The sequence below is a fragment of the Dankookia rubra genome (assembly GCF_004355005.1).
Lineage (GTDB): Bacteria > Pseudomonadota > Alphaproteobacteria > Acetobacterales > Acetobacteraceae > Paracraurococcus > Paracraurococcus ruber_A.
In genome coordinates, this window is sequence record NZ_SMSJ01000020.1 from 61,625 (window position 1) to 81,322 (window position 19,698).

A 19,698-nucleotide genomic window follows, 5' to 3' on the forward strand; every position below is an offset into this window, starting at 1 on the left:
CCGCAACCGGGCCCTCCAGGCAGGGTCGCGCCGCCCGGCAGGCGGCGCGGTGCCGCGGCGCGCGGCTACCCCGCGCTGCGATCCCGGTACTTCTGCTTCAGCTCGGCCTTCCACAGCTTGCCGGTCGCCGTCAGCGGCAGGCTGTCGACGAATTCCACCTGGTCCGGCATCCACCACCGCGCGACCTTGCCGTCGAAATAGGCCAGGATGTCGGCCTCCGTCGGGCTGGTGCCCGGCTTCGGCACCACCAGCAGCAGCGGCCGCTCGTCCCACTTGCTGTGGTGGATGCCGATGACGGCGGCCTGCTGCACCGCCGGGTGGCCCATGATCACGTTCTCCAGCGTGATGGAGCTGATCCACTCGCCGCCCGACTTGATGACATCCTTGGCGCGGTCGACGATCTCCATCGAGCCGAATTCGTCGAGCGTCACCACGTCGCCGGTGCGGAACCAGCCATCCGCGGTGAAGGCCGGGTCGCCCGGGCGGTTGAAGTACTGGCTGGCGATCCAGGGGCCGCGCACCTCCAGCTCGCCGAAGGCCACGCCGTCATGCGCGATGTCCTTCCCCTCCCCGTCCCGCACCCGGATCTCGACGCCGAAGAGCGGCTTGCCCTGCTTGCGGCTGTACTCGACGAAGCGGTCGGCATCCCAATCGGCGTTCTGCGGCATGCGGGCGCCGGTGGTGCCGACCGGGCTGCATTCCGTCATGCCCCAGGCATGCAGGATCTCGACGCCGTATTCCTTCAGGAAGCCGGCATTGACCGGCGTCGGCAGCGCGGTGCCGCCGACCGCGAGCTTCGGCGGCCGGGCGAAGCGCCGCGCCGGGTCGGCTCGCAGCCATTGCAGCAGCGCGGTCCAGATGGTCGGCACCCCCGCCGAGCGGGTGACCCGCTCCTCCTCGATCAGCCGGTGGAGCGAGGCGGGGTCGAGCTTCGGCCCCGGCAGCACCAGGCTGCTGCCGGCGATGGCGGCGGCATAGGGCACGCCCCAGGCATTCACGTGGAACATCGGCACGACCGGCATCACCACGTCCACGCTGGCCAGGTTGAAGACGTCCGGCGAGACCACGGACATGGCGTGCAGCACGGTCGAGCGGTGGCTGTACAGCACGCCCTTCGGGTCGCCCGTGGTGCCGGAGGTATAGCAGAGCGAGGAGGCCGAGCGCTCGTCGAGCTCGGGCCAGTCGTAGCGCCCCGGCCGGCCCTCGATCAGGCTCTCCTGCGCCACCACCTCGAACCGGCCGCGCAGCGGGCAGTCGGCGGGGATGTCGGCCTCGATCCCCATGACGACGATGGTGCGGAGCGTCTCCGGCAGCCGGTCCGCCAGCGCCTCGGCACCCTTCATCAGGGTCGGGTCGACGAACAGGTGGGTATCGGCGGCGTCCTTCAGGATGAAGGCGATCTGGTCGGGGAAGAGCCGCGGGTTCACCGTGTGCAGCACGGCCCCCATGGACGACACGCCGTAATAGACCTCGAGGTGGCGGTGCTCGTTCCAGGCCAGGGTGGCGATGCGCTCGCCCGGCTGCACGCCGCGGGCCGCCAGCGCATGGGCGAGTTGCGCGGCGCGGGCGGCGACCTGCGGCCAGGTGTGACGGACCAGCGTACCGTCCGGCCGGGCGGAGACGATCTTCGCCCCGCCATGGTTCCGCGCCGCGTGCTCGAGCACGGCGGAGATCAGCAGCGGACGGTCCTGCATCAGGCCGAGCATGGTTTGGTGCCTCCCTGGTTTGCCGTCGATATGAGGCGAGGCGGGTGGCGGCGACAAGGGCAGACGCGTTCAGGCGGGAGCGAGGACGAGGTCCAGCAGGCTCGGGCCCTCGGGCAGCCGGCCCTGCAGCATGGCGGCGAAGGCGGCATGCGGGTGAGGCAGCACCAAATGCTGGTCGGCATGGTCGCGCGGCGCCTTCCCGTAAGGACCACCGATTGCCGCAATCAGGTCGGAATAATCGAATCCCGCGGCGCCGCCGGCCTGGACATTGATCCAGCGGCGCGCCCCGGCCTTTACCTGGGCCAGGAAGGCCGGGCCAATGCCGCGGGTGACCGGGTCGATAGTGATCAGCAGGTCCACTGGCCGTCCCTGCCGGCCGAGCGTGGCGGCGACCTTGGCTGCCGCATTGCCGCCCCAGCTATGGCCGACAAGACGGATCGGCCGGCTAGGCGGCTGCGCTTCGATCAGGTCGAGCACGGCGCCCTTCTGCCAATGAAAGAAGTAGTGGACCTCGCGCTCGGCGGCGTCCGGCCGGGCGCGCAGCCAGTCCACCACCTGGCCGACCTTGCGCAGCGTGCCGTCACCGGCGCCGCCGATGAGAACCAGCAGCGGCGTGACGGGCGGGGTGGCGGCGTCGGGCATGCGGTGGCTTCCGAGGAGGGGCCAGGCTAGCCGCCGCCCCGGCGCACCGCTACCGCGTCACATGCGCCGAGACCGCCAGCCAGCGCCCGTCGCGCCGCGCCCAGACATCGGTGTAGCGGCCCTGGCGCGCTTCGCCCTCCGCGGTGCGGTAGCGGGTCCGCGCATGGATGATGGCGACCTCGCCGAGGATGCGGATCAGCACATCCTCGGTTGTGAGGCCGCTGATCGTTACCAGCCGCGCCGTCTGTTCGAGGAAGGCGGCCTTGTCCAGCAGCCTGCCGTCGGGATTTGAGCAGAGGAAGTCCTCAGCGAGGATTTCCCGGAACCGCGCCACGTCGCCCTGCTGGACGCTGCGGATGTAGTCGTCGTTCAGCCTGGCCAGCACGTCGTGGTCGGTCATGCCGCGCGCTCCCGCAGGAAGGCCGCCGCGCGCTCCCCAATCATCAGCGCCGCCGGCTGGATGTTGGAGGAGGGCACCAGCGGCATCACGCTGGCATCCGCCACGCATAGCCCCGTCACCCCCTTCAGCCGCAGCCGGCTATCAACCGGGGCCAAGTTGTCCTCCCCCATCCGGGCCGTGCCGCAGGGGTGGTAGACGGTGCCGCCGTCGCGGCGGATATGCGCTAGGATCTCCTCGTCGGAGGTGACCTTGGCGCCCGGCGTCAGTTCCTCCTCGATCAGCGCCGCCAGCGGCGGCTGGGCCGCGAGCCTGCGAGCATATTTCACGCCCTCCACCATCAGGTGCCGGTCATGCGCCGCTTCCAGGTAGTTGGCCCGGATGATCGGCTTGTCGTCCGGCGAAGCGCTGCGCAGCGTGACCGTGCCGCGGCTGTCCGGCCGGCACTGGCAGGCGCTGAACATGAAGCCCGGATGCCGGTCCGGCCCCTGGTCGTAGCTGGTGACGGTGAAGTTGACGAAAAGGTACTGCATGTCCGGCTCCTCGGCGCCGGGCAGCACGCGGGCAAACAGGTTCGCCTCCGCCGCGCCGATCGCCATCGGCCCGCGCCGGTCGAAGGCATAGCGCGCCGCCATGCGCAGCTTGCCGATCGGGTTGTGCCAGGACTCGTTCACCGTGCCGCAGGGCTTTACCCGATAGCGCATGCGCTGGAGGAAATGGTCCTGCAGGTTCTGCCCGACGCCGGGCGCATGGAGGTACGTCTCGATCCCCATCTCCTGCAGATGCGCTCCGTCGCCGATGCCGGACAGCATCAGAATCTGCGGCGTGCCGATGGCGCCGGCGGACAGCACCACCTCGCGCCGCGCCTCCCAGCGTTCCAGCCCGGCGGGGCCGCGGACGATGGCGCCGGTGCAACGCCTGCCCTCGAAGGTAAGGCGCTGGATCGCCCGCTCCGGCATGATACGCAGGTTGGCCCGGTTGCGGGCGGGCTTCAGGAACATGTCGCCGGAATGGCTGCGGAAGCCGCCCTTGGTGTTGAGCGGCATCGGCCCGGCGCCCTCGTGCCAGGCGCCGTTGAAGTCCTTCACCCGCTGATGGCCCATCGCAAGCGAGGCGGCGATGAATGCGGCCGCGCCGGGCGAGGTGTGCCGTGCCTCGGAACTGTGGATCGGCCCGTCGGTGCCGCGCTCCTCGGAGGGCTCGCCGGTCCAGGTCTCCATCCGCTTGAAGAAGGGTAGCACGTCATCGTAGCCCCAGCCGCGCGCGCCGGACTGTGCCCAGCGGTCGTAGTCGCGCGGGCTGCCGCGCAGGAAGACCAGCCCGTTCACCGCGCCCGAGCCGCCCACCACCTTGCCGCGGGGCCAGTGGATGCTGCGACCATCGAGGCCGGGCTCGGCCTCGGTATGGAAGCGCCAGTCATACTTGCCGCTGGCATAGAGCCGGGCGAAGCCGGCTGGGATGCGGATCCAGGGGTCCCGCCAAGCGGCCGGCCCGGCCTCGATCAGCGCCACCTGGGTCGCGGCATCCTCGCTGAGCCGCGACGCGATGACGCAGCCAGCCGAGCCGGCGCCGAGCACCAGCACATCGGTGGTGTGCACCGCCATAACCTGGTCACGCGCAAGGGATCCTTCGGGCATCACCGCTTCCTCCTGTTCCTTGGGGCGGAGGATGGCATGTGCCGGCGTAGCGGCGAAAGGGCGGCTCAGGCCCCCATCAGCCGCCGCCGGAGCCGGGTGGAGACGGCATCGAGCATCGCAACCATGGCCAGGATCAGCAGCACGATGAAGGCAACAGTCGGCCATTCCAGCGTGCGGATCATCTCCGTCAGGGTCAGCCCGATCCCGCCGGCCCCGACGATGCCGATGATGGTCGAGGACCGGGTATTGGACTCGAACAGGTAGAGCACCTGCCCCGCCATGACCGGCAGCACCTCCGGCAGCACGCCGAAGCGCACCCGCGACAGGCCGGCGCCACCCGAGGCGACCACGCCCTCCTCCGGCCGCCGGTCGGCCGCCTCCAGTGCCTCGGAATACAGCTTGCCGAAGGTGCCAATGTCTGAGGTCATGATCGCCAGCACGCCGGCGAAGGGGCCGAGGCCGACGACGCTGACCCAGATCAACGCCCAGATCAGCGCATCGATGCCGCGGATGCCGTCCAGCACCCGGCGGGATGCGAAGCGGACCAGTCCGTTGATCGTGGTGTTGCGCGCCGCCAGCAGGCCGAGCGGCAGGGCGAGGCTCGCTGCCAGCAGCGTGCCGAGGAAGGCGATCGCCAGGGTCTCCGCCAGAGCCTGCAGGATCGAAAGGAATTGCGCGCTGGAACCGGGGGCGGGCGGCAGCATCAACGCCAGGAAATGCAGTAGCTGGCCGAAGCCGGACAGCAGCCGGGACGGCTCGATCTCCAGCCGCCAGAGACCGAAGCCCAGCAACAGCGTGCCGCACAGCAACAGCCCGCCCGCCTGCAGCCTGCCGGAGGTGATGGCCTGGAACTGCGCCGGATAGGCTAGTCGCAGCGCCGGCGTCCGATCCAGCGCGGCGGCGCGCTGGCGATCGATGCCGCTCATGCCGCCCGCCAGTCCAGCAGCCGACAGCGCAACTGGCCGGTCAGCGTGTCGATGACGACGACGGTCAGGATGATGAGGATCAGCAGCGCGGCCACATCATTGTAGTAGAATTTGCGGATCGCCTCGATCAGGTCCTGCCCGATCCCACCCGCGCCGACGAAGCCCAGCACTGCGGCGCCGCGGACATTCACCTCGAACCGCAGCAGTGCATAGGACGTGAAGCCGGGCAGCACCTGCGGCACCACGGCAAAACGCGCCATCTGCGGCCAGCCGGCACCGGCGGCGAGCGCCGCTTCCACCGGCCCCGTGTCGATGTTCTCTACCACCTCGCAGAACTGCTTGCCCAGCGTGCCCAGCGTGTGCAGCGCCAGTGCCATGACGCCCGGCAGCGGGCCGAGCCCGAAGGCGATGACGAAAACCAGGGCGAAGACGATCTCCGGCACGGTGCGGCAGAACTCCGCGCCGCGTTTCACCGCCCAGCGCAGCGGCGCGCTGCGCACGATGTTGCCGGCCGAAAGGAGGCCGATCAGGAAGCCGCCGGTCGCCCCGACCAGGGTGCCGACATAGGCCATCAGCAGCGTGTCGCCGAGCAGCCCGAGCCAGTGCGGCAAGCCCCAGAACCACTCCGATGGGTCCATCCAGACCCGCTGGCCGGCGCGGGCGCCGGCTTCCAGCGTCAGCAGCCGGTCGAAATAGTCGAGGAAGTTGCCGGCCTTGGCCCAGAGCAGGCCGGGCGAGACCTCCGCGACCCAGCCGCTGAGCAGCAGCAGGGCCAGCACGATGACGGCGCCGAGCAGCAGGCGCCGCTGTTCCCGCCCCCGGCTACGCGCGTAGGCATCGGCCAGCGGCGCCTGCTGCCCCGAGGAGAGCCGGGAAAGGCCCGCGCCGTCGGCTGGCATCAGTTGCGCTGCCGGCGCAGGTTGTCGACGAAGCGGTTGAGCTCGATGATCGGCTGATAGGCGGCGTTGTCCGTCGGCTCCCAGGGGCGCTGCTTGCCATCGGTCAGGCGCTCGAAGGCCGCCGGGTCCTGCTGCGGCATCACCAGCACCGCGGCGCGGATCGCGGCGCGCAACTCGGCCGGGATGTTGGTGAGGTAGGCCATCGGCGAATTCACGATCTGCTCGGAGGTGAAGATGACGCGGAAGTCCTCCGACTTCACCATGCCCTTGCGCGCCATGCGGAGCAGGTTGCTCTCGGTCTTGTCGTTCCACCAATTGGCAGCGACGTCGACGCTGCCCTGGCTCAGCGCGACGACCGCGTTCTCGTGGCTGCCGGTGTAGACAACCTTGCCGAAGAACTGCTCCGGATTGATACCCATCTTGTGCATGGCGAAGCGCGGGACATTGTTGCCCGAGGTACTGTTCGGATCGACCAGGCCGAGGTTCTTGCCTTGCAGGTCCTCGATTCTCTGGAAGGGGCTGTCCTGCCGCACGTAGAAGACGGAATGATATCCCTTCGTGCCGTCGAGGTTCACCTCGATGGCGAAGGCCTCGATCGACGCGCCGGTCATCAAGGCGCGGGCGAAGGAGGACGGGCCGTAATTGCCGATATGGATGTTGCCGGCGCGCTGGCCCTCGATCACCGCGGCGTAGTCGTTCGCCACACGCAGAGCCACCTTCGCGCCAAGGGTGCGGGTCATGTACTCCACGAAGGGCCCGTAGCGGTTGAGCACGCCAGAGGCGTTTTCCGCCGGGATGACGGCGAACACCAGTTCCGGGTAGGTGGCTCTCCAGGATTGCGCGTGCACCAGGGGCGGGGTGCCGGCCAGCATCGTAGCGGCGCCCAGGAGGCGGCGGCGATGGATCATGCGTCGAGGTCTCCGTTTGTCGTTCAAGCGACGGCGTAGAGCCGCGGCGCTGCCTCAGCGCCGGTCGCCTCGGCAGCTTCCAGCCCATAGAGCCGGCGCGCGGCATCCTGGGTCAGTGCCTCGGGCGGCCCGTCGAAGACCAACTGCCCGGCGGCGAGCCCGATCAGCCGTCCGCAATACTGCCGTGCGAGGTCAAGCGAGTGGATGTTGACCAGCACGGTGATGCCGTAGTTCCGATTGATCTCCGCCAAGGCGTCCATCACCAGCTGCGCATTGCGCGGATCGAGCGAGGCGACCGGCTCATCCGCCAGGATCACCGCGGGCTCCTGCACCAGGGCGCGGGCGATCGCCACGCGCTGCTGCTGGCCACCGGACAGGCTGCCGGCCTGCTGCGCCGCGAGCTGGCCGATATCAAACTGCGTGAGCGCCGAGAGCGCGATGGCCCGGTCGGCCTCAGGCCAGAACCCCGCCAGGGACCGCCAGGCCGGCACGTGGTTCAGCCGGCCGACCAGCACGTTGGTCATGACGTCGAGCCGAGGGACCAGGTTGAACTGCTGAAATATCATGGCGCAGTCGGTGCGCCAGTGACGCAGCGCTTGGCCGCGCAGCGTGGTGATGTCCCGGCCGTCGTGCAGGATGCGGCCGGCGCTGGGGTCGCAGAGCCGGTTGATCATCCGCAGCAGCGTCGACTTGCCGGCGCCGGACCGGCCGATGATGCCGACCAACTGGCCGTCCGGCACGCGCAGCGAAACGCCGTCCACCGCGGTGACGGCGCCGAACCGCCGCGTCAGTCCCTGCAGCTCGAGCATTGGCATCCCTTTGTCCCGCACCGGCTTTACGGGCGGCGCGTGACAAGCAGATGACGCTTCGATGATGCCCGCATGTCCGCGGGGACTTGATCGGTGCGCCCTGCCCGGCCAGCCTGCGGGAAACCAGCCTCCGGGAAACGACCATGCCGATCCGCCGCCGCGCCGCATTCGCCGCGCCGCTTGCCCTGCTGCCCGCTGCCGCCCGAGCGCAGGAGGGCTTCCCCGGTCGTCCCATCAGCGTGCTGTCCGGCTATGCGCCGGGCGGCGTCACCGACATCACCAGCCGCGGTGTCGCCGAGCGCATGGGCCGCGAACTCGGCGTGCCGGTGGTGGTGGAGAACCGTGCCGGCGCGGCGACCGCGGTGGCCAATACTGCCGTCGCCCAGGCCCGGCCGGACGGGTATACGCTGCTGATGGGCACCTCGACCCTGGCGATCAACCCGGGCTTGCAGCCGACGCTGACGCCCAAGGAGCCGCTGCGCGAGTTGGCGCCGGTCGGCATGGTGTTCCGTACCGCCTTCGTGCTGCACGTCCATCCTGCAGTGCCGGCAAGCAGCACGGCCGAACTGATCGCCTGGTGCCGCGTCAATCCGGGCAAGCTTAATTTCGGCAGCAGCGGCACCGGCGCGGTCAACCACCTGGCCCAGGCGCTGTTTGCCCAGGCCGCGGGGATCGAGGTGACCCATGTGCCCTATAAGGGCGGCGCGCCTGCCCTGCTCGACCTGCGCGCCGGCCGCATCCAGGCAATGTTCCAGGCCGTGCTGGAAGCGCTGCCCAGCCTGCGGGACGGCGCCACCCGGGGCCTTGGCATCTCCTCGGCCGAGCGCGCCGCGCTGCTGCCCGATTTGCCGCCGGTCGCGGACGCCCTGCCCGGCTTCGACGTGGTCTTCTGGCAGGGGCTCTTCGCCCCGGCCGGGACGCCCGCCCCGGTTCTGGCGCGGCTGGGCACGGCACTGTCGGCCGCGACCGAGGATCGCGACCTGCGGGCCAGGATGGCCGAACACGGCGTGGTCATCACCACCGGCGATGCCGCCGCGCTGCACCAGACACTAGCGACGGAGACAACGATGTGGGGCAAGCTGATCCGTGACGCCGGGATCCGCCCGGACTAAAGCAGACGGGGGGAGCCACGAACGCCCGGACTCCTGAATCCGATCTGGAGCACGAAGCCAAGGCGGCGGTGCGTTCACGTCTGAATGCAACACCGCTCCAGGAGCCGAAGTCACGCAGCGCGCCCTGCCGTCCCCCGATCGGGAAACGCCAGCGCCAGCCGACATTCTGCATGATGCGGTCCCCGTCGCACAGGCCGGCGCGCGCTCAGCGCGCGTCGGCCACCTCGACCACCGGCGGCGTGCCGAGCGCGGTGAAGAGCGGCGCGTGCAGCGTGCGTTGGCCGGCAATCGACCGATCGACCCAGGCATGCACCTCGGCCAGGCTCAGCGTCCGGCCGCTGCCACGCTCGACAAATACCTCGCGGTTCAGGGCCATGCTGTCGCCGGCGATGAAATCGGCAGCGGGCTTGCTTGGCGTGCGGTCCAGGGCCGCGAGGAATCGCTGCGCCCCGGCCGGGCCGAGCAGATGGACGAAATAAAGGTCAGCAGGTCCCAGGGTGCGGCCGAGCGACTGCTGGAGCGCGATGCCGGCGCGGTTGATCCGCGCCGCCGCCAGCGCGGCGGCAAAGCGCGGATTGTCGCGCAGTTCGAGGATGCGGCTGCGCGTGCGCGGCTGGCGAGTGGTGATGCTGCCGCTGGCGGGATTGGTGGAAAGCACCGCGGCTTCGTATTGCAGGCCGTGCTGCGGGCCGTGGTCGCGCACCGCCTCCAGCCAGGTCGCCTCCGTGAACTGCATAAGGCCGCGCGCGGTGGAACGGCGGTTGCGGGCGCGCGGGTCGAAGCGGCTCTCCTGCCAAGCAAGTGCGGTCAGCAGGGTTGCTTCGATGCCGGTGCTGCGAATTGCGCCGTCGAGAGCCGAAACGACAACCCGGCGGACGCCGGGGATGTTCTCCGCCGGCATCGGCGCCGGCCTGGACGTGGCGGCGACCACCTGGCGCGGCACCTTGGCCGGGCTGTGGCGCGACGCTTGGCGGGCGGGGCGCGACGCAGCCGCTGCAGGAGCACGGCGCGACGGAGTGTTGCGCGCCGCCTGCGGCTTGCCGGCCTGGGCATGCTTAACCTGGGCGTGGCTCGCCTGGGCCTTGCCGGCACGCGCAGCCAGGGCCTCTGGCGCCATCCAGGGCGCGGTCAACAGTGCCGCCACCATGACGACGGCGCGCAGAAGCTTATCGTGCCGCCGTGATGCGGCACGAGGGTCCGAGGGTCGCATGGGGCCGAGCTCCCTGGAGGGGGGTGGGGGAGTGCGGGAACGACGTTGCGAATGGGAAAGCGCGAGCCCGCCTCGCCGGTTCCGCTACGGCTTCGGTTGCGACCGCCCGGGCGATCCGGGTGGAACCGCTCACCCGGCGGTAGCTGCCGGGAATTGCAGGGAGTCCCGGGACCAGCCGCCTCACATCACCAAACGGCGAGCCGGATCGAAATGCGTCGATGCGCGGGAAGGCGACCCCGCATCCTTCCGCCGCCGCGGCGCGCCCCGACCGAATGCGGCCAAGCAGGCATCAGGGAGGAAAGGCGATGCAAGACATTACCCGCCGTTCGGCACTGGCGATCGGCGCCGCGGCGCTGGCCGGCCCGGGCCTCGCGCAGACGGCGCAACCCGGCGGCATCCCACGTACCGATGGTGGTGCGCTCGGTGTCAAGCCGGAAGCCGGTGCCTCGCTGCGTGTCATCCGCCCGGCCCGCTTCGTCGAGCCAGACGAGGTGGTTTTCCGAGCCAATGCGCAGCGTTTTCAGGACCGCTTCAACATCCCCGTCCGCATCGACTTCGTGGGATGGGAGGACATCCGGCCGCAGACCGCCGTGGTGGCCAATACCGGCACCGGGCCGGACATCGTCATCGGCTGGTCGGACGACCCGCATATTTATGCCGATAAGGTGGTCGAGATGGGCGACGTCGCCGACTACCTCGGCAAGCGCTATGGCGGCTGGGGGTCGCTGTCCGAGAAATACGGGCGGCAGCACGGCACCGGCAAATGGATCGGACTGCCGATCGGCGGCAATATCGGCCCCTGCTGCTGGCGGGTTTCCGCATTGAAGGAGGCCGGCTTCGACAGCGTGCCGGATGACCATGCCGGCTTCCTCAAGCTCTGCCTGGCGATGAAGAAGAATAACAAGCCGGTCGGCTTCGCACTCGGCAATGCGGTGGGCGACGGCAACGGCTTCGCTCAATGGCTGCTCTGGTCGCATGGCGCCTCCCTGGTCGATGAGGAAGGCAAGGTCTCGATCAACAGCCCCGAGACGGTCGAGGCGCTGAAATACCTGCAGGAACTCTACCAGGCCTTCGCCCCCGGCACGCTGTCCTGGCTCGACCCCTCCAACAACCGGGCCTATGCGGCGCAGGAGATCTACCTCACCTTCAACGGCGTCTCGCTGTACTTCGCGCTCAAGAACGACCCGAAGACAGCATCGATCGCCGAGGACACCCAGCACACGCTGGTGCCGAAGGGCAAGGCGACGGCATCGCCGCACACTGCGACGGTGATGAACGCCATGGTGTTCCGTCACACCCGCTACCCAAACGCCGCCAAGGCCTTCCTCGCCTTCATGCTGGAAAGCGAGCAATACGACCCCTGGATGCAGGGCTCGCTCGGCTACTGGGCGCACCCCTTGCGCGCCTACAACGCCAGCACCGTCTGGACCAGCGACCCCAAGCTGACGCTGTTCCGCGAGACGATGGAAAGCAAGTTCTGGTCCGGCTACCGGGGCCCGATCAGCCAGGCTTCCGGCGCCGTCGCCGCGGACTACGTGCTGGTTCAGATGTGCGCCGCGGTGGCCAGCGGCCAAGCGACGCCGGCCGATGCGGCGCGCGACGCGGAACGGCGGGCGCGGCGCTACTACCGCAACACCTGAAGGGCGCGCCGCAGGGGCCGGCGGCTTGACCACGGCCGGCCCCTCGGGCGTAAGATAGGGTCTGATATATCAGGTCGGAGGATACGCCGATGGCCCTGCAGTTTACGCCCCTGCATCCGCTGTTTGCCGCCGAGGTCGGCGGGCTCGACCTCCGCACCACGCCGGGGCCCGGCATCTGTGCCGAGATCGACCGCGCCATGGATCGCTATGCCGTGCTGGTCTTCCGCGACCAGCGGCTGGACGACGACCACCAGATGGCCTTCGGCCAGGCGCTCGGCACGTTGGAGGAAGCCCGCGCCACGGTCGATGCGCACAAGCACCGGCTGAAGCACAGCCGGATGGCAGACATTTCCAACCTCGACGTCAACGGCGCACTGTTGGCGGCGGATGACAGGCGGCGGATGTTCAACCTCGGCAACCAGCTCTGGCACAGCGACAGCAGCTTCAAGGCAACGCCGGCGAAGTATTCCATGCTGCATGGCCGGGTCGTGCCACCGCAGGGAGCCGACACCGAATTCGCCGACATGCGCGCCGCCTGGGACGCGCTGCCGGAGGACATGAAGGCGCAAATCAAGGACCTCGTCACTGAGCACAGCTTGATCTACTCCCGTGGCTCGATGGGCTTCGAAGACTATACGCCGGAGGAGAAGCTGGCCTTTGCCCCAGTGAAGCAAAGGCTGGTGCGCTGGCATCCCGGCTCGCAGCGGCATTCGATCTACCTGTCCGCGCATATCGGCCAGATCCTCGGCTGGCCGCGGCCGGAGGCGATGATGCTGATCCGCAACCTGACCGAGTTCGCCACGCAGCGCGCATTCGTCTACGCGCACCAGTGGCGTCCATGGGACCTGGTGATGTGGGACAACCGCAGCACCATGCACCGCGCCCGACCCTTCGACGACAAGCGCTTCCCGCGCGACATGCGGCGGGTCACGCTAACCGACGTGGCGCCGACGCTGGAGCAGCAGATGGCGGCGGAGTAGGGCCGCAGGAGCGCCGCTGGCCTGCCTGCCACGCCGCCGCTTGCCCTTCTACCCGTGGCACGCAATGCTCCGTGCCGCCGCTTGAGACAAGACATACCCGGAACCTACAAAGTAATCGTCGTCAAGAATGTCCCGCCATAAACGGGGATCATCCTGTACCAGTGGCTGCCGGAGGGTCAGGGCAGCCTGGTGTTATTCGTCTGGTTCACCGCCCAGTGCGCGCCGAGCACCAGCAAGACCTTCGCCTGAAAAGCTGAGCTCGCCTTTGTTTGCGAGAACCCATCAAAGCTTGCAGCGGGTGCTGTGTTCGATTCGACCGAGATCCTGGGTTACAGTTCCGCCTAGGCCAGCCAGGTCGCGCTCGGGCTAGGATCGCGAGTTGCGTTTCAAAGACCACAACGGGTGTGACCCCAACGGCAGGCTGCAGGTCGTCCAGGACGCGGCAGTGCCCCCCGGCGCCGGTGCGGTCGGCTTCGCGGTCGGCGGCTGCCCTGCTCTCTTGTGCAGGCGGTGGAGCCGGGACGGACCCTGACCACCCTGCCTCGCCCGGACTACTGGATCGCCCTTGGCCCTTGTACGCCGGGCGAGGTGCTAACCCGGCCCGCGGTCGGCTCCGCCACGTGGCTGCCACTGCCACCGAGCGGCGGCGAGGTCGTCGCGGTCCTCGGCATGGACCATTCCTGGTCGTTCCGCAGCGAAGGGTAAGCCGGCCTCAGCCGTAAGCCTCGCCCGCATCCACCTCCCTGCCCCGCCCGGCGTTGCGCATCACCTGCGCCAGGTGCGGGCGGATGTTCAGCTGGTGGCGATAGAGCGCCGCTGCCGCCGCCGGCAGCGTTCCTTCGCGCCCCAGCATCGCATCGCCGATCTCGAGAATCCTGAGGTTCGGCCAAGCCTTCTCGCGGATGCCGAGGATGCCCTGCAGGATCTCCTCCGCCCCCAGCGCCGGCCGCGCCTGCGCCAGGATCAGCGCCATGGATGCGGTGGAGCGCGAAATGCCGGCGTGGCAATGCACCAGCAGCCGCGACGCCGCCTCAGCCTCGAGGTCCCGGCCGAAGGCCAGCACGGCGCGCACATCGGCTTCCGAGGGCGGGATGGTTCCGGCCGCATCCTCGATCACGTCGTGGAAGCGCAGTTCCAGCTTGGCATGCTCGCCGAAACTGCCGAAGGCCTCCGGCACCGGCCAGTCCGGATCGAGGATGGAGAGGACATGGCTCACCCCGGCCTCGCAATGGCCGGACAGTTCCTCGATGCCGCAGACGGTGAGGCCGAAGGGGAAGTGCATTTCCATGGCGCGAGGATGGGTCCGCGTGGCAGATCGGTCCAGACCCGCCGCGGCGGAATCGGATGACGCCGCGATGCCGGAGCGCTACAACCATGTTCACGTTTTGCCCCAATAGGAGCCAGCCGCTTGGCCAAGGACCGCAACCGCTTCGTCTGCCAAGCCTGCGGCGCCGCCGCCCCGAAATGGCAGGGCAAGTGCGACGCCTGCGGCGAATGGAACACTCTGCAGGAGGAACTGGCGCCCGCTGCCCGTGGCCCCGGCCCGGCGGCCAAGGCAATCGGCGGGCGGCAGATCGAATTCGTTGGGCTGGAAGGCAGCAGCGCCCCGCCGCCGCGCATCCCGACCGGCCTGCCGGAGCTGGACCGGGTGCTGGGCGGCGGGCTGGTGCCGGCCTCCGCCGTGCTGGTCGGCGGCGATCCGGGCATCGGCAAGTCGACCATCCTGTTGCAGGCCGCCGCCCGCATCGCCAGCGGCGGCCGCCGCGCCCTCTATATCAGCGGAGAGGAGGCGGTGGCCCAGGTGCGGCTGCGGGCGCTCCGCCTCGGCCTCGAGAAGGCGCCGCTCGAGCTCGCCGCCGCCAGCGCGCTGCGCGACATCGTCGCCAGCCTGGAGCAGGAGAGCGACGCCGCCCTCGTCGTGATCGATTCCATCCAAACCATGTGGCTGGACGCGCTCGACAGCGCGCCCGGCACGGTCGCCCAGGTCCGCACCTGCGCCGCCGAGTTGATCCGGCTGGCGAAATCCCGCGGCTTCGCCCTGGTGCTGGTCGGGCACGTGACCAAGGAAGGCACGCTGGCCGGGCCCCGGGTGTTGGAGCACATGGTCGACGCGACGCTTTACTTCGAGGGTGACCGCGGCCACCAGTTCCGCATCCTCCGGGCGGTGAAGAACCGCTTCGGCGCGACCGACGAGATCGGCGTCTTCGAGATGACCGAGCGCGGCCTAGTCGAGGTGCCGAACCCCTCCGCCCTCTTCCTTGCAGAGCGCCGCGGCAACGTCTCGGGCTCGGCGGTCTTCGCGGGGATCGAGGGCACGCGTCCGGTGCTGGTCGAGGTCCAGGCGCTGCTGGCCCCCTCCACCGGCGGCAGCCCGCGCCGTCAGGTCGTGGGCTGGGACAGCGGGCGGCTGTCGATGCTGATGGCGGTGCTGGAAGCCCGCTGCGGCCTGACGCTCGGGCAGAACGACGTATACCTCAACATCGCCGGCGGACTCCGGATCAACGAGCCGGCGGCGGACCTGGCCGTCGCCGCCGCGCTGGTCTCGGCCGCGACCGACCGGCCGACCGACCCCGGCACCGTCTATTTCGGCGAGGTCGGACTCTCGGGAGAGATCCGCCAGGTCGCTCAGGCCGAGGCACGGCTGCGGGAGGCGCAGAAGCTCGGCTTCGCCGGCGCCGTGCTGCCCCGCCGGCTGGCTCGCGGCGGCCGCGCGCCGGTGGCGCTGGACGGGCTGCGGCTGAGCGAGATCGGCCACATGGCCGACTTGGTGGCGCCCTTCGCCGCCAAGGGCGCGAAGGCGGCGGCGAGGCCGGAGGTCGCGGCGGAAAAGCCCGGCCGCCGCGCGCCGGTGCCGGCGGGCGCCGAGGCCTGAGCCCAGGAGCGGCGGGGCGCCGCCGGGCAGGTCGCGTGGCCCAACTCGCCCCCCGGCATCATGGGACTGTTCCCGCCGCAAGGCGCCGGCCATGCTGGCGCAAAAGCGACCGAGGAAACGCATGCCATTGCCCCGCCGCGCCGTCCTGGCCCTGCCCTTCCTGTTGCCGGCCATCCGTGCCTGGGCCCAGAGCAACTTCCCCGACCGCCCGGTCCGGCTGATCGTCCCCTTCGCCCCGGGCGGCAATTCCGACACCGTGGCGCGGGTTATGGCGCCGAAGCTCTCGGAGAAGCTCGGCCAACCGGTGGTGGTGGAGAACCGCGCCGGGGCTGCCGGCAACGTCGCCGCCACCGCCTTCGCCCGGGCCAAGCCGGACGGCACCACGATTTTTCTCGGCTCGAACGGCCCCCTGACGGTCAACCCGGTGATCCAGGCCAATCTCGGCTACGATCCGGCGCGCGACTTCACGCCCGTGGGCCTCTTCGTCCGCACCCCGAACGTCCTGGCCGTCCGCCGCAGCGTCCCGGCGCAGACCCTGGCCGAGTTGATCGCGCTCTCGCAGTCCGCCCCGGGCAGCATCTCCACCGGGTCGTCCGGCACCGGCAGCACCTCCCACCTGGCGATCGAGAGCTTCAACGCGGCGACCGGGGCCGGCCTGCAGCACGTGCCCTATGGCAGCGGCGGGGCGATGACACCGGACCTGATCGCGGGGAACATCAAAGCCGGCATGACCGAGATCTCCACCGTCCTGCCACTCCATCGGGAAGGCGTGGTGCGCATCCTCGCCACTGGATCCGCCAAGCGGCTGGCGGTGGCGCCCGAGGTGCCGAGCTTCGACGAGGCAGGTGTCCCCGGCTTCCGCGCCGCAGCCTTCGTCGGCATCGTGGCCCCGAGCGGCACACCGGCCGAGGTGGTGGCGACCATCGCCGGCGCCGTCGCCGCCGCGGTAGCCGACCCCGACAACCGGCAGCGGCTGGAAGAGATGGGCAGCGAGATGGCGACACCCGGGGAGGCGACCCCGGCCGGCTTCGCCGCCTTCCTGGCGCGCGAGAGCGCCTGGACCCGGGCGGCGGCGGACCGCGCCGGGTTGCGACCGGGCTGAGCCGCCCCGCCGCCCCCGCAACAGCGCGTGCCTGCCCCGCTCCCGCCGGCTGGCGCTTGCGTGGACACCGGCAGCCCCCGGCCGCTATATGCGCGGCACGATGACCTGGGTCGATTTCGTGGTGCTGGCGGTGCTTGCCGTCTCGGCGCTGCTCGCCTTCATGCGGGGGCTTGTGCAGGAAGTGTTGGGGGTCGGGGCCTGGATCGGCGCCGCCCTGCTGGCGCTCGCGCTCTACCCGCGGCTGTCGCCGCTGCTGGAAGGCAGCGTGGAGCCGGCTTGGCTGGCCAATGCCCTGGCCGCCGGCGGCGTTTTCCTGGTGGTGCTGGTGGTGCTGAAGATCCTGATCAGCTTCGTCGCCCGCTTCGTGCAGGATTCGGTGCTGGGCGGGACCGACCGTGCCCTCGGATTGGTCTTCGGCGTCGCGCGGGGTGCGTTTCTCGTCATCCTCGCCTATATCCTCGGCGGCATGGTCCTGCCCGCCGCCGATCGCTGGCCCGAGGCTGTCCGGGATGCCCGGGTACTGCCGCTGGTCGTTGATGGCTCCCATTGGGTGGTGGCCCAACTGCCACCCGAGTACCGGCCCCGCGTCGCCGCCCCCCCGGCCCGCGGCCTGCCGACCCAGGACGACTTGATGCGCCCGCCGGCCCGCAACCGGACGTGAGGACACCCGCATGACCGACCTGTCCACCCGTCCGCATGACGACGACAAATTCCAAGAGGAATGCGGCGTCTTCGGCGTTTGGAACGCCACCGACGCCGCGGCGCTTACCGCGCTCGGTCTGCATGCCCTGCAGCATCGCGGGCAGGAAGCGGCCGGCATCGTGGCGCTGGACGATGCCGGCATCTTCCACGCCCATAAGGGCCAGGGATTGGTGGGCGACACCTTCTCCAATCCGAAGGTCATGGCGGCGCTGCGCGGCAGCGCGGCGATCGGCCACAACCGCTACGCCACCACCGGCGAGACCGCGCTGCGCAACGTCCAGCCGCTCTATGCCGACTTCGCCTTCGGCGGCTTCGGCGTGGCGCATAACGGCAACCTGACCAACGCGCTCGGCTTGCGGCGCAACCTGGTCAACCGGGGCTGCCTGTTCCAGTCGACAACGGACTCGGAGGTGTTCATCCACCTCATCGCCATCAGCCTCTATTCCACCGTGGTGGACCGGCTGATCGACGCGCTGCGCCAAGTGCAGGGCGCCTATAGCCTAGTGGCGCTGCACAACGGCGCGCTGATCGGCGCGCGCGACCCGCTCGGCGTCCGGCCGCTGGTGCTGGGCCGGCTGGGCGGAGAAGGCGGCGCCGCGCCGTCCTGGGTGCTGACCTCGGAGACCTGCGCGCTCGACATCGTCGGCGCGGAGTTCGTCCGCGACATCGATGCCGGCGAGATCATCGTCATCGACGACAAGGGCGTGCACAGCATCAAGCCCTTCACCAAGCAGCAGGACCGCTTCTGCATCTTCGAGTACATCTACTTCGCCCGGCCGGATTCGATCGTCGAGGGCACGCCGGTCTACCAGACCCGCAAGAGCATCGGCGCCGAGCTGGCGCGCGAATCGGGCGTCGCGGCCGATGTGGTGGTCCCGGTGCCGGACAGCGGCGTGCCGGCGGCGATGGGCTATTCCATGGAAAGCGGCATCCCCTTCGAGCTCGGGATCATCCGCAACCACTATGTCGGCCGCACCTTCATCGAGCCGACTGACCAGATCCGCAACCTCGGCGTCAAGCTGAAGCACAGCGCCAACCGGCCGATGCTGGAAGGCAAGCGGGTCATCCTGGTGGACGACAGCATCGTCCGCGGCACCACCAGCCGCAAGATCGTCGAGATGGTGCGCGCCGCCGGCGCGAAGGAAGTGCACATGCGCATTTCCTCTCCGCCCACCACGCATAGCTGCTACTATGGCATCGACACGCCGGAGCGCGGCAAGCTGCTGGCGGCGCAGCACGACCTCGAGGAAATGGCGAGGATCATCGGCGTGGACAGCCTGGCCTTCATCTCACTCGATGGGCTCTACCGCGCGCTCGGCAAGCCGGGCCGCGATCCGGCAAAACCCGCCTATTGCGACGCCTGCTTCACCGGCGACTACGGCATCCCGCTGACCGATGCCGGGGACAACCAGGACCGGCAGCTCTCGCTGCTGCAGGCGAGCTGATGCCGAAGCCGCTGGAGGGCTCTGTCGCCCTCGTCACCGGCGCCTCCCGCGGCATCGGCGCCGCCGTGGCGCTCGAGCTCGCCCGGCTCGGCGCGCATTGCGTGCTGACCGCCCGCACTCAGGGCGCGCTCGAGGAGATGGACGACGCGATCCGCGGCGCCGGCGGTCAGGCAACGCTCTTTCCGCTCGACCTGATGAAGGACGGCGAGAAGCTTGACATGGTCGGGCCATCCATCGCCCAGCGTTTCGGACGGCTCGACATCCTGGTACATGCGGCGGGGGCGCTGTCGAAGCTGACGCCGGTGGCACACATCATGCCGCGGGACTGGCAGGAAGCGGTGGCGGTGAACCTCTCGGCGGCCTGGCGGCTGATCCGCACCTGCGACCCGCCGCTGCGCGCCGCGAAGGCCGGCCGCGCCGTCTTCCTGACCGACGGGCTGGTGGCGGAGCCGCGGGCCTACTGGGGCCTTTATGGCTTCGGCAAGGCGGGGCAGGAACACCTGGCGCGGTCCTGGGCGGCCGAGGTCGCCAATACGCCGCTGCGGGTGAACCTGTTCGACCCCGGCGCCGTCGCCACCAAGCTGCGCGGCATGGCCATGCCCGGCGAGGACCCGGCCTCGATCGCCCAGCCCGGGGATGTCGCGCCGCAGATCGCCGCGCTCTGCCTGCCGGTCGAGATGCGCAATGGCGAGGTCATCCGCCTCGCCTGAT

The 19,698-nt window shown here is 70.0% G+C and carries 18 protein-coding genes; 8 read left to right on the forward strand and 10 right to left on the reverse strand.

The genetic code is table 11. The features are described 5' to 3' along the window. Positions 1-65 precede the first annotated feature (65 nt). The 8 genes from E2C06_RS16425 to phnC all read right to left on the reverse strand — a co-directional run bounded on the left by E2C06_RS16425 (position 66) and on the right by phnC (position 7,930). The gene (locus tag E2C06_RS16425; RefSeq protein ID WP_241671317.1) at positions 66-1,706 is read right to left on the reverse strand and encodes a long-chain fatty acid--CoA ligase; all 1,641 of its coding nucleotides are present in this window, start codon (positions 1,704-1,706) and stop codon (positions 66-68) included. Between the two features lie 69 nt (positions 1,707-1,775). Then, the gene (locus tag E2C06_RS16430) at positions 1,776-2,348 is read right to left on the reverse strand and encodes a thioesterase domain-containing protein (protein WP_133289695.1); all 573 of its coding nucleotides are present in this window, start codon (positions 2,346-2,348) and stop codon (positions 1,776-1,778) included. A 49-nt stretch (positions 2,349-2,397) separates the two neighbouring features. Beyond that, entirely contained in the window at positions 2,398-2,748 is a 351-nt protein-coding gene (locus E2C06_RS16435) for a nuclear transport factor 2 family protein (protein WP_133289696.1), read from the reverse strand. After that, positions 2,745-4,382 carry a GMC family oxidoreductase gene (locus tag E2C06_RS16440; protein ID WP_241671318.1) on the reverse strand — a complete coding sequence of 546 codons (1,638 nt, stop codon included), beginning with the start codon at positions 4,380-4,382 and terminating at the stop codon, positions 2,745-2,747. Before E2C06_RS16440 ends, E2C06_RS16435 begins: the two co-directional genes overlap by 4 nt. A gap of 65 nt (positions 4,383-4,447) precedes the next feature. Further along, positions 4,448-5,308 (reverse strand): phosphonate ABC transporter, permease protein PhnE, encoded by an 861-nt coding sequence (gene phnE / locus E2C06_RS16445; protein ID WP_133289697.1) that lies wholly within the window; start codon positions 5,306-5,308, stop codon positions 4,448-4,450. Further along, positions 5,305-6,207, reverse strand: a complete 903-nt coding sequence (gene phnE / locus E2C06_RS16450) for a phosphonate ABC transporter, permease protein PhnE (protein WP_133289698.1) — start codon at positions 6,205-6,207, stop codon at positions 5,305-5,307. The genes phnE (E2C06_RS16445) and phnE (E2C06_RS16450) overlap by 4 nt, the downstream gene beginning before the upstream one ends. After that, positions 6,207-7,115: a phosphonate ABC transporter substrate-binding protein gene (gene phnD / locus E2C06_RS16455; RefSeq protein WP_133289699.1), complete on the reverse strand. Its 909-nt coding sequence runs from the start codon at positions 7,113-7,115 to the stop codon at positions 6,207-6,209. Before phnD ends, phnE (E2C06_RS16450) begins: the two co-directional genes overlap by 1 nt. Before the next feature lie 23 nt (positions 7,116-7,138). Beyond that, on the reverse strand, positions 7,139-7,930 hold the full coding sequence (gene phnC, locus E2C06_RS16460) for a phosphonate ABC transporter ATP-binding protein (RefSeq protein WP_241671319.1): 792 nt from the start codon (positions 7,928-7,930) through the stop codon (positions 7,139-7,141). A gap of 137 nt (positions 7,931-8,067) precedes the next feature. Between phnC and E2C06_RS16465 the strand changes: the two genes are divergently transcribed. Further along, positions 8,068-9,036 carry a tripartite tricarboxylate transporter substrate-binding protein gene (locus E2C06_RS16465; RefSeq protein WP_133289700.1) on the forward strand — a complete coding sequence of 323 codons (969 nt, stop codon included), beginning with the start codon at positions 8,068-8,070 and terminating at the stop codon, positions 9,034-9,036. 205 nt (positions 9,037-9,241) lie between these two features. On the opposite strand, the gene E2C06_RS16470 is transcribed toward E2C06_RS16465, so the two are convergent. Continuing rightward, on the reverse strand, positions 9,242-10,246 hold the full coding sequence (locus tag E2C06_RS16470) for a transglycosylase SLT domain-containing protein (RefSeq protein WP_133289701.1): 1,005 nt from the start codon (positions 10,244-10,246) through the stop codon (positions 9,242-9,244). 305 nt (positions 10,247-10,551) lie between these two features. Here E2C06_RS16470 and E2C06_RS16475 point away from each other — a divergent pair, with 305 nt between their 5' ends. Both E2C06_RS16475 and E2C06_RS16480 read left to right on the forward strand, forming a co-directional pair. Continuing rightward, positions 10,552-11,886 carry an ABC transporter substrate-binding protein gene (locus tag E2C06_RS16475; RefSeq protein ID WP_133289702.1) on the forward strand — a complete coding sequence of 445 codons (1,335 nt, stop codon included), beginning with the start codon at positions 10,552-10,554 and terminating at the stop codon, positions 11,884-11,886. Positions 11,887-11,975: 89 nt separating this feature from the next. Beyond that, positions 11,976-12,866 carry a TauD/TfdA dioxygenase family protein gene (locus E2C06_RS16480; protein ID WP_133289703.1) on the forward strand — a complete coding sequence of 297 codons (891 nt, stop codon included), beginning with the start codon at positions 11,976-11,978 and terminating at the stop codon, positions 12,864-12,866. A 712-nt stretch (positions 12,867-13,578) separates the two neighbouring features. On the opposite strand, the gene E2C06_RS16485 is transcribed toward E2C06_RS16480, so the two are convergent. Then, positions 13,579-14,154, reverse strand: a complete 576-nt coding sequence (locus tag E2C06_RS16485; RefSeq protein WP_133289704.1) for a tyrosine phosphatase family protein — start codon at positions 14,152-14,154, stop codon at positions 13,579-13,581. Between the two features lie 120 nt (positions 14,155-14,274). On the opposite strand from E2C06_RS16485, the gene radA reads away from it, so the two are divergent. From radA to E2C06_RS16510, 5 genes are all read left to right on the forward strand, one after another. Further along, entirely contained in the window at positions 14,275-15,738 is a 1,464-nt protein-coding gene (gene radA / locus E2C06_RS16490; protein ID WP_133289705.1) for a DNA repair protein RadA, read from the forward strand. A 121-nt stretch (positions 15,739-15,859) separates the two neighbouring features. Next, positions 15,860-16,840 carry a Bug family tripartite tricarboxylate transporter substrate binding protein gene (locus E2C06_RS16495; protein WP_165982435.1) on the forward strand — a complete coding sequence of 327 codons (981 nt, stop codon included), beginning with the start codon at positions 15,860-15,862 and terminating at the stop codon, positions 16,838-16,840. A 100-nt stretch (positions 16,841-16,940) separates the two neighbouring features. Beyond that, positions 16,941-17,501: a CvpA family protein gene (locus tag E2C06_RS16500; protein ID WP_133289707.1), complete on the forward strand. Its 561-nt coding sequence runs from the start codon at positions 16,941-16,943 to the stop codon at positions 17,499-17,501. A 10-nt stretch (positions 17,502-17,511) separates the two neighbouring features. Beyond that, on the forward strand, positions 17,512-18,987 hold the full coding sequence (gene purF / locus E2C06_RS16505) for an amidophosphoribosyltransferase (RefSeq protein ID WP_133289708.1): 1,476 nt from the start codon (positions 17,512-17,514) through the stop codon (positions 18,985-18,987). Next, positions 18,987-19,697: an SDR family NAD(P)-dependent oxidoreductase gene (locus tag E2C06_RS16510; protein WP_193560467.1), complete on the forward strand. Its 711-nt coding sequence runs from the start codon at positions 18,987-18,989 to the stop codon at positions 19,695-19,697. The genes purF and E2C06_RS16510 overlap by 1 nt, the downstream gene beginning before the upstream one ends. Position 19,698 lies beyond the last annotated feature (1 nt).

Coding starts and splice junctions, on each gene's coding strand:
- phnC (WP_241671319.1), bottom strand. CDS start 7,930: ATGCCAATGCTCGAGCTGCAGGGACTGACGCGGCGGTTCGGCGCCGTC.
- phnE (WP_133289698.1), bottom strand. CDS start 6,207: ATGCCAGCCGACGGCGCGGGCCTTTCCCGGCTCTCCTCGGGGCAGCAG.
- E2C06_RS16435 (WP_133289696.1), bottom strand. CDS start 2,748: ATGACCGACCACGACGTGCTGGCCAGGCTGAACGACGACTACATCCGC.
- E2C06_RS16495 (WP_165982435.1), top strand. CDS start 15,860: ATGCCATTGCCCCGCCGCGCCGTCCTGGCCCTGCCCTTCCTGTTGCCG.
- phnD (WP_133289699.1), bottom strand. CDS start 7,115: ATGATCCATCGCCGCCGCCTCCTGGGCGCCGCTACGATGCTGGCCGGC.
- E2C06_RS16500 (WP_133289707.1), top strand. CDS start 16,941: ATGACCTGGGTCGATTTCGTGGTGCTGGCGGTGCTTGCCGTCTCGGCG.
- phnE (WP_133289697.1), bottom strand. CDS start 5,308: ATGAGCGGCATCGATCGCCAGCGCGCCGCCGCGCTGGATCGGACGCCG.
- E2C06_RS16485 (WP_133289704.1), bottom strand. CDS start 14,154: ATGGAAATGCACTTCCCCTTCGGCCTCACCGTCTGCGGCATCGAGGAA.
- E2C06_RS16510 (WP_193560467.1), top strand. CDS start 18,987: ATGCCGAAGCCGCTGGAGGGCTCTGTCGCCCTCGTCACCGGCGCCTCC.
- E2C06_RS16440 (WP_241671318.1), bottom strand. CDS start 4,382: ATGCCCGAAGGATCCCTTGCGCGTGACCAGGTTATGGCGGTGCACACC.
- E2C06_RS16430 (WP_133289695.1), bottom strand. CDS start 2,348: ATGCCCGACGCCGCCACCCCGCCCGTCACGCCGCTGCTGGTTCTCATC.
- E2C06_RS16470 (WP_133289701.1), bottom strand. CDS start 10,246: ATGCGACCCTCGGACCCTCGTGCCGCATCACGGCGGCACGATAAGCTT.
- E2C06_RS16480 (WP_133289703.1), top strand. CDS start 11,976: ATGGCCCTGCAGTTTACGCCCCTGCATCCGCTGTTTGCCGCCGAGGTC.
- E2C06_RS16465 (WP_133289700.1), top strand. CDS start 8,068: ATGCCGATCCGCCGCCGCGCCGCATTCGCCGCGCCGCTTGCCCTGCTG.
- E2C06_RS16475 (WP_133289702.1), top strand. CDS start 10,552: ATGCAAGACATTACCCGCCGTTCGGCACTGGCGATCGGCGCCGCGGCG.
- E2C06_RS16425 (WP_241671317.1), bottom strand. CDS start 1,706: ATGCTCGGCCTGATGCAGGACCGTCCGCTGCTGATCTCCGCCGTGCTC.
- purF (WP_133289708.1), top strand. CDS start 17,512: ATGACCGACCTGTCCACCCGTCCGCATGACGACGACAAATTCCAAGAG.